Annotated in this window: 14 protein-coding genes and 1 pseudogene; 10 read left to right on the top strand and 5 right to left on the bottom strand. The window is 66.7% G+C overall.

What is annotated here, in order from left to right; all coding sequences use genetic code 11:
- The first annotated feature begins 1 nt into the window (after position 1).
- Positions 2-880, top strand: a complete 879-nt coding sequence (locus tag ACFPU0_RS10965) for an endonuclease/exonuclease/phosphatase family protein (protein ID WP_377693001.1) — start codon at positions 2-4, stop codon at positions 878-880.
- A complete protein-coding gene (locus ACFPU0_RS10960; protein ID WP_377693000.1) occupies positions 877-2,739 on the top strand; it encodes a GGDEF domain-containing protein in 1,863 nt (620 codons plus the stop codon). Before ACFPU0_RS10965 ends, ACFPU0_RS10960 begins: the two co-directional genes overlap by 4 nt.
- Positions 2,740-2,745: 6 nt before the next feature.
- Here ACFPU0_RS10960 and ACFPU0_RS10955 read toward each other — a convergent pair whose 3' ends face one another.
- Positions 2,746-4,164: a DASH family cryptochrome gene (locus tag ACFPU0_RS10955; protein ID WP_377692999.1), complete on the bottom strand. Its 1,419-nt coding sequence runs from the start codon at positions 4,162-4,164 to the stop codon at positions 2,746-2,748.
- A gap of 269 nt (positions 4,165-4,433) precedes the next feature.
- Here ACFPU0_RS10955 and ACFPU0_RS10950 point away from each other — a divergent pair, with 269 nt between their 5' ends.
- Both ACFPU0_RS10950 and ACFPU0_RS10945 read left to right on the top strand, forming a co-directional pair.
- Complete coding sequence (locus ACFPU0_RS10950) at positions 4,434-5,027, top strand: MarC family protein (protein WP_377692998.1); 594 nt, start codon at positions 4,434-4,436, stop codon at positions 5,025-5,027.
- Entirely contained in the window at positions 5,024-5,803 is a 780-nt protein-coding gene (locus tag ACFPU0_RS10945) for an N-acetylmuramoyl-L-alanine amidase (RefSeq protein ID WP_377692997.1), read from the top strand. The genes ACFPU0_RS10950 and ACFPU0_RS10945 overlap by 4 nt, the downstream gene beginning before the upstream one ends.
- Before the next feature lie 163 nt (positions 5,804-5,966).
- Here the strand turns inward: ACFPU0_RS10945 and ACFPU0_RS10940 are convergent, their stop codons facing one another.
- Both ACFPU0_RS10940 and algB read right to left on the bottom strand, forming a co-directional pair.
- Positions 5,967-7,742 (bottom strand): KinB sensor domain-containing domain, encoded by a 1,776-nt coding sequence (locus ACFPU0_RS10940; RefSeq protein WP_377692996.1) that lies wholly within the window; start codon positions 7,740-7,742, stop codon positions 5,967-5,969.
- 14 nt (positions 7,743-7,756) lie between these two features.
- Complete coding sequence (gene algB / locus ACFPU0_RS10935; protein ID WP_377692995.1) at positions 7,757-9,103, bottom strand: sigma-54-dependent response regulator transcription factor AlgB; 1,347 nt, start codon at positions 9,101-9,103, stop codon at positions 7,757-7,759.
- 450 nt (positions 9,104-9,553) lie between these two features.
- On the opposite strand from algB, the gene ACFPU0_RS10930 reads away from it, so the two are divergent.
- The 4 genes from ACFPU0_RS10930 to ACFPU0_RS10915 are packed head-to-tail and all read left to right on the top strand — an operon-like array spanning position 9,554 to position 10,455.
- On the top strand, positions 9,554-9,793 hold the full coding sequence (locus ACFPU0_RS10930) for a hypothetical protein (RefSeq protein ID WP_377692994.1): 240 nt from the start codon (positions 9,554-9,556) through the stop codon (positions 9,791-9,793).
- A gap of 21 nt (positions 9,794-9,814) precedes the next feature.
- Entirely contained in the window at positions 9,815-9,985 is a 171-nt protein-coding gene (locus ACFPU0_RS10925; RefSeq protein WP_377692993.1) for a hypothetical protein, read from the top strand.
- Complete coding sequence (locus ACFPU0_RS10920) at positions 9,979-10,140, top strand: DUF1328 domain-containing protein (protein WP_377692992.1); 162 nt, start codon at positions 9,979-9,981, stop codon at positions 10,138-10,140. Before ACFPU0_RS10925 ends, ACFPU0_RS10920 begins: the two co-directional genes overlap by 7 nt.
- 12 nt (positions 10,141-10,152) lie before the next feature.
- Positions 10,153-10,455 carry an Ivy family c-type lysozyme inhibitor gene (locus ACFPU0_RS10915; RefSeq protein ID WP_377693072.1) on the top strand — a complete coding sequence of 101 codons (303 nt, stop codon included), beginning with the start codon at positions 10,153-10,155 and terminating at the stop codon, positions 10,453-10,455.
- A 74-nt stretch (positions 10,456-10,529) separates the two neighbouring features.
- Here ACFPU0_RS10915 and ACFPU0_RS10910 read toward each other — a convergent pair.
- Positions 10,530-10,665 (bottom strand): annotated as a pseudogene (locus ACFPU0_RS10910) (NAD(P)H:quinone oxidoreductase); the annotation flags it as partial.
- Positions 10,666-10,971: 306 nt separating this feature from the next.
- Between ACFPU0_RS10910 and gltP the strand changes: the two are divergent.
- Both gltP and ACFPU0_RS10900 read left to right on the top strand, forming a co-directional pair.
- On the top strand, positions 10,972-12,303 hold the full coding sequence (gene gltP, locus ACFPU0_RS10905; RefSeq protein WP_377692990.1) for a glutamate/aspartate:proton symporter GltP: 1,332 nt from the start codon (positions 10,972-10,974) through the stop codon (positions 12,301-12,303).
- A gap of 300 nt (positions 12,304-12,603) precedes the next feature.
- The gene (locus ACFPU0_RS10900; RefSeq protein ID WP_377692988.1) at positions 12,604-13,830 is read left to right on the top strand and encodes a nucleoside recognition domain-containing protein; all 1,227 of its coding nucleotides are present in this window, start codon (positions 12,604-12,606) and stop codon (positions 13,828-13,830) included.
- A gap of 98 nt (positions 13,831-13,928) precedes the next feature.
- On the opposite strand, the gene ACFPU0_RS10895 is transcribed toward ACFPU0_RS10900, so the two are convergent.
- A complete protein-coding gene (locus ACFPU0_RS10895) occupies positions 13,929-14,972 on the bottom strand; it encodes a DUF5924 family protein (RefSeq protein WP_377692986.1) in 1,044 nt (347 codons plus the stop codon).
- Positions 14,973-14,994: the final 22 nt, after the last annotated feature.

The following is a 14,994-nucleotide window of genomic DNA, read 5'->3' as shown; positions in this document are numbered from 1 at the left end:
GATGCTGAGACGCTGGGTGAGTGAACGGGCGGCCAGCTCGTGCGCTGCACGGGTGAACCCCAATGGCGACAAGGGCGGGCTGCCCGCCGATGGTCGCCTGCGCCTGCTCAGCTTCAACATCCAGGTCGGCATCAGCACCGAGCGTTACCACCACTATCTGACCCGTGGCTGGCAGCACCTGCTGCCGCACACGGGCCGCGCCGGGAACCTCCAGCGCATCGGCGACCTGCTCGGCGACTACGACCTGGTCGCCCTGCAGGAGGCTGACGGTGGCAGCATCCGCTCCGGCTTCGTCAACCAGGTCGAGCACCTCGCCCAACTCGGCGACTTTCCCTACTGGTACCAGCAGCTCAACCGCAATCTCGGGCGTCTCGCCCAGCACAGCAACGGCCTGCTCAGTCGCCTGCAGCCCAGCCTCCTGGAAGACCACCCGCTGCCCGGCCCGCCCGGCCGTGGTGCGATCCTGATGCGCTTCGGCAAGGGGCGCGATGCGCTGGCCGTGGTGATGATGCACCTCTCCCTCGGCGCCCGTACCCGTACCCGCCAGCTGGCCTACATCCGCGAGCTGGTCGGCAGCTACAGCCATGTGGTGCTGATGGGAGACATGAACACCCATGCCAACGACCTGCTGGAGCGCTCGCCCCTGCGCGACCTCGGCCTGCTGGCGCCCCAGGTCGAGGCCACCTTCCCCAGCTGGCGGCCGCAGCGCTGCCTCGACCACATCCTGCTGAGCCCCAGCCTGACCCTGGAGCGGGTGGCCGTGCTCAGCCAGCCCATCTCCGACCACCTGCCGGTGGCGGTGGATATCCGCCTGCCCGCTGCCCTGCGCGCCAACCTGCCCCCGGCCATCAGTGAACCCCAGCGCGGAATCACTGCATGAGCGAAGACGCCCAGCGCTGGAAGGCCAAGTACCTGGAAAGCCTCGAGCAGCAGGAGAAGCTCGAAAAGCGCTGGGACGCCCGCCTCGACCTGCTGCGCCGGGGCCTGGTGCGCAGCTCCCTGGCGGCCGAGGGTTCCGACAAGGCCGTCGACCAGTGCATGCAGGAGCTGCGCGAGATCATTCGCGGCGAGCAGATCGACGCCGGACTCGCGGCGTTGATCCCGCGCCTGGAGAAGGCCGTGCTGGATTCGGAGCATCGCCGCCAGCAGCGCGTGGAGCAAATCGTCAGCGCCCTCGCCGGCCTTGCCGGTCGCCTGCTCGATATCGATTTGCCGCGGGACGTGCGCAAGGGCCTCAAGCAGTTCGCCAAACGCATCGACGAGCGAGCGCGCCAATCCAGGGAGCTGCCGGCGCTGCTGGCCGAACTGGGTGTGCTTCAGGGCCAGGCCCTGCAGTCCCTGTCCAATGACGAGGCGGCGGTGGCCAAGCCGGGATTGCTGCAGCGCCTGTTCGGTGCCGGCCATGATGGGGCCCCTGCCGAAGCGCCACCCATGCCGCCGGTCGCGCCCGCTCCGATCGTCGCCGCCGAGCCCGCTCCCCTGCTCGAGTCGCCCCTTTCCGAGCCCGCCAGGTCCCGTCCTGCGCGGACTCACACCCTGTCCGCCAGCGTCCTCGACAGCCTGCCCCTGGCGGCTTCCCTGATCACCGGCGAAGGCGACCCCGCCTACGCCCTGCCCGCCGCGCCCGAGCCCGGCTACAGCGCCATCGCACCCCATGTGGCCGACAGCCTGCGTTCGCTGCTGGACGAGCTGGATCTGCCCGAATACCACCGGCCCCAGGCCGACTCGCTGCGCCAGCGCCTGGCGGGCGGACTCAACTGGTACGAACTGGTGCCGGTGCTGGATGACCTGGGCGTGCTGGTGCTGGCGGTGAGCGATAACGGCCAGCGCCAGTTCGCCGTTTACCTGAAGGCGCTCAACCAGCGGCTGGCGCTCTTCATCGAGCACCTCGGCGCGGCCCAGGCCGGCCATGCCGAGTCACGGGACAGCGCCCGGGCCCTGGACGACCAGTTGCGTGAGCAGGTCAGTGATCTGCAAGCCAGCGTGCAGGACGCCACCGACCTCGACGACTTGCGGCTGGGTCTGGAGCAGCGCCTCGACGGCCTGCTCGCCACCCTGGAGCGTTACCAGCAACGACGTTCCGTCCGCGAACGGCAAGTCGGCGAGCGCCTGCAGACGCTGATGACGCGAGTGGCGGCCATGGAAGAAGAGGCCAAGGGCTTCCAGGATAGCCTTGAGGCCCAGCGCCAGAAGGCCCTGCAGGATCCGCTCACCGGATTGCCCAATCGCGCCGCGTGGAACGAGAGGCTGGAAATCGAGCGGGCCCGGCAGCAACGCCATGGCGGCGAGCTGCTCCTGGCGGTGATCGACATCGATCACTTCAAGCGGGTCAACGACAGCTTCGGCCACCTGGCCGGGGACAAGGTGCTGAAGATCATCGCCGGCGAGCTCGGCAGGCGCCTGCGCAAGACCGATTTCATCGCCCGTTTCGGCGGTGAGGAGTTCGTCCTGCTGCTACCTTCCACCCCCATCGAAGGTGGTGAGCAACTGTTGGAGAACCTGCGTGCGGGGATCGAAGCCTGTCCCTTTCACTTCAAGGGTGAGCGGGTCGCTATCACCCTTTCCGCCGGACTCACCCCCATGCTCGCCGAGGAGCCCGGCGACGCCGCTTTCCAGCGTGCCGACCAGGCCCTGTACCGGGCCAAGCACCAGGGGCGCAACCGCGTCGAACTGGCCGCGCCGCAAGCTGCGGCCGGGCGCGGCGAGCCCGACCCGCAGGGCGTGGCTCAGCCCGGCTAGAGCGGTTCAGGCTGCGCTCGGGATATAGGGCTTCCAGTTGTCCGGGATGTTTTCCAGGCGCGGGTAATCCAGCCCGGCGAACTGCAGCTCGCTGAGCATGAAGGGCGTGTGCCGCTGTTCCACCGGCAGGCCGCGCAGCTCCGGTAGCCAGAGGCTGACGTAGGTGGCGTCCGGATCATATTGGCGGGCCTGGCGCAGGACGTTGAAGGCTCGCGCACGGCGTGGGTTGCACGCGACGCCGGCCAGGTATGCCCAGTTGCCCCAGTTGCTCCCCGGGTCGTAGTCCAGCAGGTGTTCCTCGAACCAGGCCGCGCCGTAGCGCCAATCCTGTTGCAGGTCGTTCACCAGATAGGTGGCCACCACCTGGCGGCCGCGGCTGGACATCCAGCCGGTCATCACCAGTTCGCGCATGTTGGCGTCCACCAGCGGCATGCCGGTGCGCCCATTGCACCAGTGCAGATAGCGCTCGTCGAGATTGCGCGGGGCCCGTGCGGTGGCCTTGAGGCCGTCCGCGCGGAACAGGGCACTGCCATAGCGCAGCAGGGTCCAGCGGAAGAATTCGCGCCAGAGCAGCTCCAACCACAGCTGCTGAGTGGAATCGCTGCGGCCATGCTGGCCTTCCAGGCGGTGCAGTTCGGCCGCTACCCGGCGTGGCGAAAGGCTGCCGTTGGCCAGCCAGGGCGAGAGCTTGGAGGAGTACTCGCTGCCGATCATGCCATTGCGGGTTTCCTGGTACTGGCGCACGCCCTGGGTTTCCCACAGGTAGTCGCGCAGTCGGGCCAGCGCCGCGGGTTCACCCCCGGCGAAGGGGAAGGCCGTGGTCGGTACGCCCAGGGGTTCGCCCAGGCCCAGCCGGGACAGTGTCGGCAAGGCCTCCATCAGCGCTGCCGCGCCGCTCGGCAATGGCGGAAGGACGTGAGGCACCGGGCGTGGCTGGAATACATGCAGGCGCTCGTCCACCAGTTCGCGGAACTGGTTGAAGACCGATGGCAGGTCGTTCAGCGGCCGTGGCAGTTCGTCCTCGCGCAGCAGATTGTTGCCCTGGAGTTCGGCCAGTGGCACGCCCAGGGCCTGGCGGACGCGACGTATCTCGAGGCGCTCGTAGGGCGCCATCTCTTCCAGCGTGAAAACCTCGTCCAGATCCAGGTGCTCCACCAGCGCGGGGATCACCTGCTCGGCATCGCCCTTTACTACGAGCAGCCGCGAACCGTGCTGGCGCAGGCCCGCGTCAAGAGCGGCCAGGCTTTCCAGGAGAAAGCGCGCGCGGTGCACGCCCAGCCGGCGGGGGCCCAGGGGCGATGGACGGAGCAGGGCCGGATCGAAGACATACAAGGGCAACAGGCGATCAGCCTGAACCGCCGCCTGGAGCGCCGGGTGATCGTCGAGCCTGAGATCCTGCTTCAACCAGAGCAGCGCGCGGCGCATGGTGGTCTTCCTCGGCGGGGGGCTGTCCCGTCCCTACAACATTATCTGCAGCCGAATTGGTTCACCTCGCCGTTCATCCCGGCCCGGAGGCCCCATGTCCGATTGCCGTGCTGGCCCCGCGCAATCAGCTGCGTATAATCCGCGCCCCTTTCCGGTCCGGTGCCGTAGGAAGAATCTGTAACGGGTTCGCCGCCCTCCTCCGCGCCTGCGCGCAGACGCCAAGGCCGCCGGCCATTACACTTCTGCCCATTGGTTGAGGGGAGCACCTCATGGAAATCCTAGGCATTGCCGTCCTGATCTTTCTGGTCACCGACCCTTTCGGCAACATCGCCATCTTCATCGCCGCGCTCAAGGGAGTGACTCCGGAGCGGCGCCTGCGGGTGGCCCTGCGCGAGCTGCTGTTCGCCCTCGCCCTGCTCCTGCTGTTCCTCACCTTTGGCGACAAGATCCTCAGCGGCCTGGGCCTGTCCCGCGAGTCCATCGCCATCGCCGGCGGCATCATCCTGTTCATCATCGCCCTGCGGCTGATCTTCCCGCGCCCGGAGGGCGTACTCGGCGACCTGCCCGGCGGCGAACCCATGCTGGTGCCGCTGGCCACCCCGGCGGTGGCCGGCCCCTCGGCGCTGGCGGTCCTGATGACCTTGCGCAATACCCACCAGGGGGCACTCTGGGAACTCTATGTCGCGGTCCTTCTGGCCTGGGCCTGCACCGCGCTGATCCTGCTGCAGGCCGCCTTCCTGCAACGCTTCCTCGGTGACCGCGGCCTGATGGCCGTGGAACGCCTGACCGGCATGCTGCTGATCATGCTCAGCGTCGACATGCTGCTCGACAACCTGCAAAGCGTCCTCCACCTGAACCCATGAAGAACCTGTTCCTCGGACTCGCCCTCCTCTTCCTCGGCGGCTGCGCCGGTGGCCTGCGCATCGACGACAGCCACCGCTCGGCGAGCCAGAGCAGCCGCGTGCAGTACGTGGTGCTGCACTACACCTCCACCGATGCGGAGAGCTCGCTGCGCCTGCTGACCCGCGACGGCGTCAGCAGCCATTACCTGATCGGTGACGACCCGGCGAAGATCTACCGCCTGGTGGATGAGACCCGCCGTGCCTGGCACGCCGGGGAGAGCGAATGGCAGGGACGCACCTGGCTGAACGCCAGCACCATCGGCATCGAACTGGTCAACGACGGCTATCGGGACGGTCCTGGCGGGCGGGTCTACCAGCCGTTCACCCAGGAACAGATCGACGCCCTGATCCTGCTGCTGAAGGACATCGTCCAGCGCCACAACCTGCCGCTGGGCAGCATCATCGGCCACAGCGACATCGCCCCCCAGCGCAAGGTCGATCCGGGTCCCCTCTTCCCCTGGAAACGGCTCGCCGACGCCGGCCTGGTGCCTTGGCCCGATGCCGGTGCCGTGGCTCGCGCACAGGCGCGTTTCGCCCAGGCTCCACCCACGGTCGGCTGGTTCCAGCAACAGCTGGCGCGCCAGGGCTACACCACGCCGCAGAGCGGCGTGCTGGACAAGGCCACGCGCAATGTCATCGCCGCCTTCCAGATGAAGTACCGCCAGCGCCTCTACGACGGCCAGCCGGACGCCGAGACCGCCGCCCTGCTGCTGGTGCTGAACGGGATGCGGCACTGAAGATCGAGCCCCGGATCTGCCCGCTGCACGGACTTCTTTTCTGTGGGGGCGAATTCATTCGCCAAGGGCAGCGCAGCTGCCCCTGATGCCTTGCAGGGCAGACCTTAGGCCTGCTTGGCGAATGAATTCGCCCCCACAAGGAAGGTCCTGGCCTATCCCGGCATCACACCGGCAAGGTCATATAGAACTGCGCCCCCTGCCCCGGCTGGGAATACAGGCCGATACGCCCGCCATGGAGCTGCACGATCTCCTTGCACAGGGCCAGGCCAAGTCCGGCGCCGCCCTTGCGATGGCCGATCTGGACGAAGGGTTCGAAGATCCGCACCTGTTGGCTGTAGGGCACGCCCTCGCCCTCGTCGGCGATGCTCAGCAACACTCGTTCGCCGTGGAGCCGGGCCTGCAGGCGGATATGGCCGCCGTCCGGGCTGTGGCGGATGGCGTTGCCCACCAGGTTGTCCAGCACCCGCTCGATCTGCAGGCGGTCCAGCTTCACCTGTGGCAGGGGCGGCTGCAGTTCCAGCTCGATCTCGATGCCCCGCTCGGTAGCATGGGCGGTGTAGCGCTGGCGTAGCTGCGCCAGCAGCTCCTCGATGTCGCAGGGCTCGCGCTCCAGCTCTTGCACGCCGCTCTGGTAGCGGGAGAAATCCAGCAGGTCGTTGATCAGCCGCACCAGCCGCTGCATTTCCTCGTCCACGGTCTTCAGCAGGTCGCCTTCGCGGCTCTCGGGATCGAAGCGCAGGCGTTCATTGAGCAGGCCGAAGGCCATCTGCATGCCGGTCACCGGCGTGCGCAATTCGTGGGATGCGCGCAGTACGAACTCGTTGCGTACCCGCTCGAAGTTGCGGGCCTCGGTGACGTCGCGCAAGACCATCACGCCGCCCAGCAGGCGGCCCTCGTCCAGTACCACCGGCGTCAGCCACCAGCTCAGCAGACGCTGCACGCCATTGGCCTCCACCACCAGGTCCGCGGGTTCGTCCTCCAGCGGCTCGCCGCGCAGGACCTGTTGCGCCAGCGTCTCCAGCTCCGGGTGGCCAAGGGCGCGCGACAGCGGCTGGCCGCTGGGCAGCTCCTCCCAGGACAGCTGTCGCTGGGCCACCGGATTGACGTGTTGCACGCGGCCCTGGCGATCGAGGATCAGCAGGCCGTCGTCGATGCTGTCGAGCACCGCCCGCAGCCGTTGCTGCTCGGCCAGCAGCTTCTCGATATCGGTTTCCTTGAGCTGGCGCAGGCTTTCGGCCATCAGGCCGAAGCTGCGGATCAGCGTGGCCATCTCATTGACCGGCGACAATGGCAGGGTCACCTTGAAATCCCCCTGGCCGATCTGGCTGGCTGCCTTGGCCAGCGCATCCATGGGGCCGCCGAAGCGCCGGGCGATGCCCTGGGCGGTGATGAAGCCGACCAGCAGTACCGCCACGCCAACCAGTCCGATCAGGCCGGCGATCAGCCGGGCGCGGGCGCGGGCCGTTCCTTCCGCATCCTCCACCACCGACAGGGAATGCCCCTGCAGCTCCCCCATGTGGATGCGCAGGTTCTCCAGGGCCTGGCTGAAGTCCTTGTCGTCCAGCAGGCTCCAGCGCAGGCTGGGGGGCTGGTGCACCAGGTCGAGGAAGGCCTGGTAGGCCGTGGCGATCTTCTCGAGATGCGCGCGGGTTTCGGCATCCCCCGCTGAGTTCAGGCCTTCTTCCAGTGCCGCGCGGAACCCGCGCTGGGAGACTTCCAGGGCTGGCATGTCCAGCTCCGGGCCCATCAGGTTGACCATCTGGTCGCCCAGGTGCTGGCGCAGGCGCAGGCTGATGTCGATGGTGGCGAAGGACTGGTTGAGCAGCCGCTCCCGGGAGCCGTCCATCTGCATCACGCTGACCAGTCCCAGCAGCACGCCCACCAGGGCCACCGTGATCAGCGCGGAGATACTGAGGAACAGCCGTGTGCGCAACCGCATGGCCGCCATCCCGTTCAGAGCCCGTAGAGCTTGCGTTTGCGGTACAGGGTGGAGGCGTCGATGCCGAGGGTCCTGGCCGCCTGGTCCAGGGTTTCGCTACTGGCCAGTACCCCGGCGATGTGCGCCCGCTCGAGTTCTTCCAGGCTCAGCGGTCCGCCTACCTGGGGCGCGTTGGTGGCGGGCGTTTCGCCCAGTCCCAGGTGGCTGACTTCGACCAGCTCCTGGCTGCAGATGATGCTGGCGCGTTCGATCACATTGCGCAGTTCCCGTACGTTGCCCGGCCAGCGGTAGCCCAGCAGCGCCGCGGTCGCATCTTCACTGAAGGCGCGCGCGGGCCGCCCGTAATCGCTGACGAAGCGGGCCAGGAAGTGCTCGGCGAGGTCGAGGATGTCGTCGTGGCGTTCCCGTAGCGGTGGCAGGTTCAGGGCGATCACGTTGATGCGGTAGAGCAGGTCTTCGCGAAAGCGCCCCTCGCGGACCATCTCGTCCAGGTCCTGGTTGGTCGCGGCGAGGATGCGCACATCGGCACGCCGGGTCACCGGGTCGCCCACCCGCTCGTATTCCTTGTCCTGGATGAAACGCAGCAGCTTGGGCTGCAGGCTCAGGGGGAAGTCGCCGATTTCGTCGAGGAACAGGGTGCCGCCGTCGGCCTGGCTGACCCGGCCCAGGGTGCTCTCGCTGGCGCCGGTGAAGGCCCCGCGGTTGTGCCCGAACAGTTCGCTCTCCATCAGTTCGGCGGAAAGCGAGGGACAGTTGATGGTGACGCAGGACTTCTTCGCCCGCTTGCTCCAGCCATGGATGGCGCGGGCCAGCTCGCCCTTGCCGGTGCCGGACTCGCCGAGGATGAGGATGTTGGCATCGGTGCCGGCAACCTGCCGGGCGGTTTCCAGCACCGCCATCATGGCCGGGCTGTGGGAATCCAGGCCTTCGCCGCCGCGGCGCACCTCACCCTCCAGGGCCTCCAGGCGGGCGGTGAGCTGGCGCACTTCCAGCTGTTTCGCCGCGGCCATGCGCAACTGGTCCGGACTGCAGGGCTTGACCAGGTAATCGGCCGCGCCGGCCTGCATGGCGTCCACTGCGGTATCCACCGCTGAATGCGCAGTGACGATCACCACCCGCATCCAGGGCGCCTGTACGCGCATCTGCGCGAGCACGTCGAGGCCGTTGTCCTCGCCCAGGCGCAGGTCGAGGAAGCACAGGTCGAACACCTGCCGCTGCAGTATCGCGTCGGCCTGGGCCGCGCTACCGGCGGTGGCGACACTGTAACCCTCATCCTCCAGGCAGTAGCGGAAGGTGCGCAGGATGGCGGCTTCGTCGTCCACCAGCAGGATTCGTCCCTGGTTCTCGGTTACCTGTTCCATGCTCTCACTCCATTTCCGAGTCATAGAAAGTTAGTCCAAGAAATATCGTGCAAGTTGCACGCGGTTTTCCTACAAGCCTTGCAGCATGCAAGTGTAGGAAGTTCCTGGAAACAGACTAACCGAATGATCTGTAAGGAAACTCCAATGCCGAGAAGCCTGGCACAGGCCTTGCGACATTCCTTGTACCTGAAGTCGCAATGGTCTTTTTCCTCTTGTGACCGCTGCGCACCCCAGGACCACTCCGCCCGGAACAGGGATGTTCCTGGCCTTTTGCAGGCGTGCAGATTGCCCGGGTGATTGTCCCCGGATCGTGCAAAGTGCTGTGCGGCCAGGGCGGATGGCTATTGCAACCAACTGAATTCAAGGGGTTTTTTCTTTCGGACCCGAGTGGCATGGGCAGTGCACTCGAAGATCCGGGACTGGCCGCTACGCGCCGGTGGAGGGCTCGAGATGAAAGGTTTCCAACCGCACTCATCCAGACTGTTCACGATCCTGCTGGTTGGCCTGGTCGTGCTGCTCGGACTGCTCGCCGAATACCAATTGCGTGAGCGAATCCAGCCGACGCCGCTCCAGGTTCCCGTCCATGAGCAGAGCAGCTCGGCCCCGCCGGTGCGGGCCGACGGCCCGCTGCACGAAGTGAGTGAGCGCGCCAGGGTCGCTAGCGCCAATCGGCCGCGCTGGGTGTTCTGAGAAAGGTGGAGGAGCAGTGCCATGTCGAGTTCTCTGACCAACCTGCTGCGCGGCCCCGCCCGGCTGCGTGGCGCTCTCGACAGGTTCGCAACACCCACCGGCACGGCGACGATCGCCGTGCCGGTGGTCCGGGCACAGCCGGTACGCCGCTGGGCTGAAAAACCAGAAACAGAAGGAGACATGCCATGTTGAGCTGGGCACTTACTTTCCTGGTCATCGCCATCGTCGCCGCCGTGCTGGGCTTTGGCGGCATAGCCGGGACCGCCGCGGGCATCGCGAAGATCCTCTTCATCATCTTCCTGGTGCTGTTCGTGGTGTCCTTCATCATGGGCCGCCGATCCGGTTAAGGAGGCGCGCGGATAGCCTGGACCGGGGCCGCGGCCGGGCCGCCCCATGTTGCCTTCGGCTGGAACAAGGACGACGTCCGGGCACTCTATGTGCGGGTGGCGGATGGATCGCCATCCGCCGGGTCGCCTGGTCGACACGCCAGTTGCCGCTGGCTCGGCGAGCCGGATGGAGAGGTCCGGCGCATGCTCGACGAGCCGTTCGAGGCGGACCCGAACTGGCACCGGGAAATCATGGAAGCGGGGCCCAGCGATGGGCCCACGGGCCAAGGGGCCGGGTTGTCCCGCGTCGTCAGGAGCGGCACGACCCAGGGGTAGAGGGGTTACCTCCGCGCATGCGGGCCGGGTCAGGCGAGCTGCTACCGGGAGCTGGACGCCATCCAGCTCCCGGTGGGCAGCGTGAAAGGTTTCTTCCCGTGGATGATCGCTTCCACGCCGGGAACGCTGCGCGCTCCCTCCGCCACTGATTCCGCCATGCGCTCGATATGACCGTACATCGAGTCATAGAGAAACCAGTACCTTCTTCATTGCCGCTCTCCTTCTATCCAGGGATCAGGTGCCCGACCGGGCCGGAACCAGACAGCCTGGATGGCGTCCATCCACTTTGCCGCCGCCCCTTCAGGGACACTGCCCATGCCGGAATCGCTATAGGGATGGCTCTGGAACCATGGTTCCATCCGGCTTTCATTATGCCGATCAGGCATGGGGTAGGCGGTTACGGCATTAGACGATCATTAGCTCCCTATGAATCATGTCGCCCCTTTTGCGGATCGCCCGGCCATCCCGGACGCAACCGCGCTCCCGACTTCCACAAGAAATCAGAGGGTGACGACTATGACCAAGGCCAGACTGAGCCTCGCATGGCAGATTCTCATCGGGCTCGTGCTGGGTATCGCCATTGGCGCCCTGCTCAACCACTTCAGCGCCGAAAAGGCCTGGTGGATCGCCAACGTCCTGCAACCGGCCGGTGACATCTTCATCCGCCTGATCAAGATGATCGTCATCCCGATCGTCATCGCCTCGCTGGTGGTCGGCATCGCCGGCGTGGGCGACGCCAAGAAGCTCGGCCGCATCGGCTTCAAGACCATCGTCTACTTCGAAATCATCACCACGGTGGCGATCGTGGTCGGCCTGGTGCTGGCCAACTTCTTCCAGCCGGGCACTGGCATCGACATGAGCACCCTGGGTACGGTGGACATCTCCAAGTACCAGCAGACCGCCCAGGAAGTGCAGCACGACCACGCGCTGATCTCCACGCTGCTCAACCTGATCCCCTCCAACATCTTCGCCGCCGTGGCCCGTGGCGAGATGCTGCCGATCATCTTCTTCTCGGTGATGTTCGGCCTCGGCCTGTCGAGCCTGCCGGCGGAAACCCGCGAGCCCGTGGTGAAGGTGTTCCAGGGCGTGTCCGAGACCATGTTCAAGGTCACCCACATGATCATGGCCTACGCCCCCATCGGCGTATTCGCGCTGATCGCGGTGACAGTGGCCAATTTCGGCTTCGCCTCCCTGCTGCCGCTGGCCAAGCTGGTGGTGCTGGTCTACTTCGCCATCGCCTTCTTCGCCTTCATGGTGCTGGGGCTGGTGGCACGCCTGTTCGGTTTCTCCATCACCAAGCTGATGCGCATCTTCAAGGACGAGCTGATCCTCGCCTACTCCACCGCCAGCTCCGAGACCGTGCTGCCGCGCATCATCGAAAAGATGGAAGCCTACGGCGCGCCGCGGGCCATCAGCAGCTTCGTGGTCCCCACCGGCTACTCCTTCAACCTCGATGGCTCGACCCTCTACCAGAGCATCGCCGCCATCTTCATCGCCCAGCTCTACGGCATCGACCTCTCCCTCAGCCAGCAGATCCTGCTGGTGCTGACCCTGATGGTCACCTCCAAGGGCATCGCCGGTGTGCCGGGCGTGTCCTTCGTGGTGCTGCTGGCCACCCTGGGCAGCGTCGGCATCCCCCTTGAAGGCCTGGCCTTCATCGCCGGTGTCGACCGCATCATGGATATGGCCCGCACCGCCCTCAACGTGATCGGCAACGCCCTGGCGGTGCTGGTGATCGTCAAGTGGGAAGGCATGTACGACGCCGAAAAGGGCCAGCGTTACCTGGCGTCCCTGCCCAGCTTGCGCGGCGCCGAGGCGCAGCCCAAGGGCCGGGCGGTGATCGACTGAGCCCTTGAGATGATTCAAGAGAAGCCCCGACCTGGTCGGGGCTTTTTTGTTGGGTGCTCTGGTTCAAGTCCCTGCAGGGGCCAACTGCCCTCACCCCCGGCCCCTCTCCCGGAGGGAGAGGGGAGCGGATCGTGCCGGCTGACACCAATCTGCCAAGCGCGAGTCACCCCTCTCCTCTTCAGGGAGAGGGGCTGGGGGAGAGGGAAGTAAGGGCTTGCACGGACTCGAAGGCAGATTGAATTCGCCCCTGTACCGGCCGCCCCGCTAGAATCCGCCTCACTGTTTTCTGGGGGACTGCAAATGCTCAATGGCCTGTGGCTGAGCTTCTTCCTGGTGGCGGCGGTGGCCGCGCTGGGGCGCTGGATCGGGGGGGACCCGGGTGTCTGGGCGGCGATGGTGGAAAGCCTGTTCGCCATGGCCAAGCTCTCGGTCGACGTGATGGTCCTGCTGTTCGGCACCCTCACCCTCTGGCTCGGTTTCCTGCGCATCGCCGAGAAGGCCGGCCTGGTGGATATCCTCGCGCGGCTGCTCGGCCCGCTGTTCGCCCGCCTGATGCCGGAGGTGCCGCGTGGCCATCCGGCGCTCGGCCTGGTCACCCTGAGCTTCACCGCCAACGGCCTGGGCCTGGACAACGCGGCCACGCCCATCGGCCTCAAGGCGATGAAGTCGCTGCAGGAGCTGAATCCCAGCAGCACCTCGGCGAGCAACGCCCAGGTGCTGTTCATGGTCATGAACGCCTCCTCCTTCGTGCTGCTGCCGGTGACCATTTTCATGTACCGCGCCCAGGCCGGTGCCAGCGACCCGGCCCTGGTGTTCCTGCCGATCCTCCTGGCCAACGCCATTTCCACCATGACGGCGCTGCTCTCGGTGGCCTTCATGCAGCGGATCAGGCTGACGGACCCGGTGCTGCTCGCCTGGTTCGGCGGCGGTGCACTGTTGCTCGGCGGTTTCATGGCGGTGCTGGCCGGTCTCTCGGCGACCGCGCTGACGGCGCTGTCCTCGCTGCTCGGCAATCTCACCCTGTTCGCCCTGATCCTCTGCTTCCTGGTGATGGGCGCGCTGAAGAAGGTGCCGATCTACGAGAGCTTCGTCGAGGGTGCCAAGGAGGGCTTCGAGGTGGCGAAGAACCTCCTGCCCTACCTGGTCGCCATGCTCTGCGCCGTGGGCGTGCTGCGGGCCTCGGGCGCCCTGGAGCAGGTGCTGGACGCTATCCGCTGGGCCGTCGAAGGCCTGGGCCTGGACAGCCGTTTCGTCGAAGCCCTGCCCACCGGCCTGGTCAAGCCGTTCTCCGGCAGTGCCGCCCGCGCCATGCTGCTCGAGACCATCCAGAGCCAGGGCGTCGACAGCTTCCCGGCGCTGGTGGCCGCCACCATGCAGGGCAGCACCGAGACCACCTTCTACGTGCTGGCGGTCTATTTCGGCTCGGTGGGTATCCAAAGGGCGCGCCACGCCGTGGGCTGCGCCCTGCTGGCGGACCTGTCCGGGGTACTGGCTTCCATCGGCGTCTGCTACTGGTTCTTCGGCTGATGCGCCGGGTCGGTGGAAATCCCTTGCGGGATTTCCACCCTACACAGGGTTCCCGCCGGTAGGGTGGGCAGCGCTTTTCTGTCCACCATCGGTCTCCTTCAACGCGGCTTGGGTGGAAGCTCCGACTGCGTCACCCGGAAGCGCAGGGTGCCGATCATCTGCCCCGCTTCGGTCAGTACCTGCACCTGCCAGCGGCCCACCGGGTCGCTGGGGAAGTTCTGCTTGTGGGTCCAGGCGCGGTAACCGGCTTCCCGGCCGCCGTGGATATCCAGGGCGATGCGGTCCACTTCGCGGCCCTTGAAGCGCCACACGTGGTAGATGCGCTCGTTCAGCCCGCGCGGCGCGTTGATCGCGGTGTAGGCGTAAAGACCCTTGGTACGCAGGTCGCCTGACGTCACCTCTTTCACACCATCGCCCGGCGTGCGCCGGTGATTGTCCAGTTCCGGGCTCACCGCCACTTCGGTGAGCCAGAGGGTCGCCGGCGGCACCCAGACCCGCGTCACCCAGCCGAGCCCGCCCAGCGCCAGGGTCAGTCCCAGCAGCCCCAGGACGCGCCACCAGCGTTGTCCCGGGATGACGCCGAACAGGCTGACGAAAGACAGCGCCACGGCGGCGCCCAGGGCCCAGCGGTAGCTCTGCGCCGTGGTCAACTGGAGGATCAGTGGCAGCGACGCCAGCAGCACGGCAAAGAGCGTCAGGGTGTGGTAGGCGAGGAACAGCCAGCGGCGCGGCGCCAGGTGGCGGTTGTACACCGGGTCGGTGATCGAGCAGAGCGCCGCGCCCCCCAGCAGGCCGGTGAACAGGGCCTGGCCGCTGTTCCAGCTGGTGGTGACGAAGAAGAACGGCAAGACGAAGAACAGGCTTTCCTGATGGATCAGCTGGGTCAGGAAGCGCATCAGGGGCGGTGGCAGCTCGATGCCGAAGAGCCGCTCCACACTGCGCCGGAACAGGTTCTCCAGCATCAGCCAGACCCAGCTCACCAGCAGCAGGATGGCGATCACCTTGGCTACCCGCGCGCCCCGCTCCACCAGGAAGAAGCTCGCCACACCCGAACCGAAGCCGTACAGGGCGACCAGGCGCGGATGGCGCTGCAGCAGCTCGATCAGCTTGAGCACATGGGGTTTGACGGCGGACAGCGGCATCGGCGGTGACGGACGGGTGGCA

The organism is Pseudomonas sp. GCM10022186 (genome assembly GCF_042656385.1).
Lineage (GTDB): Bacteria > Pseudomonadota > Gammaproteobacteria > Pseudomonadales > Pseudomonadaceae > Metapseudomonas.
Note: the sequence above shows the minus strand (reverse complement) of the source record. Positions and strands in the feature narration are given on the sequence as shown.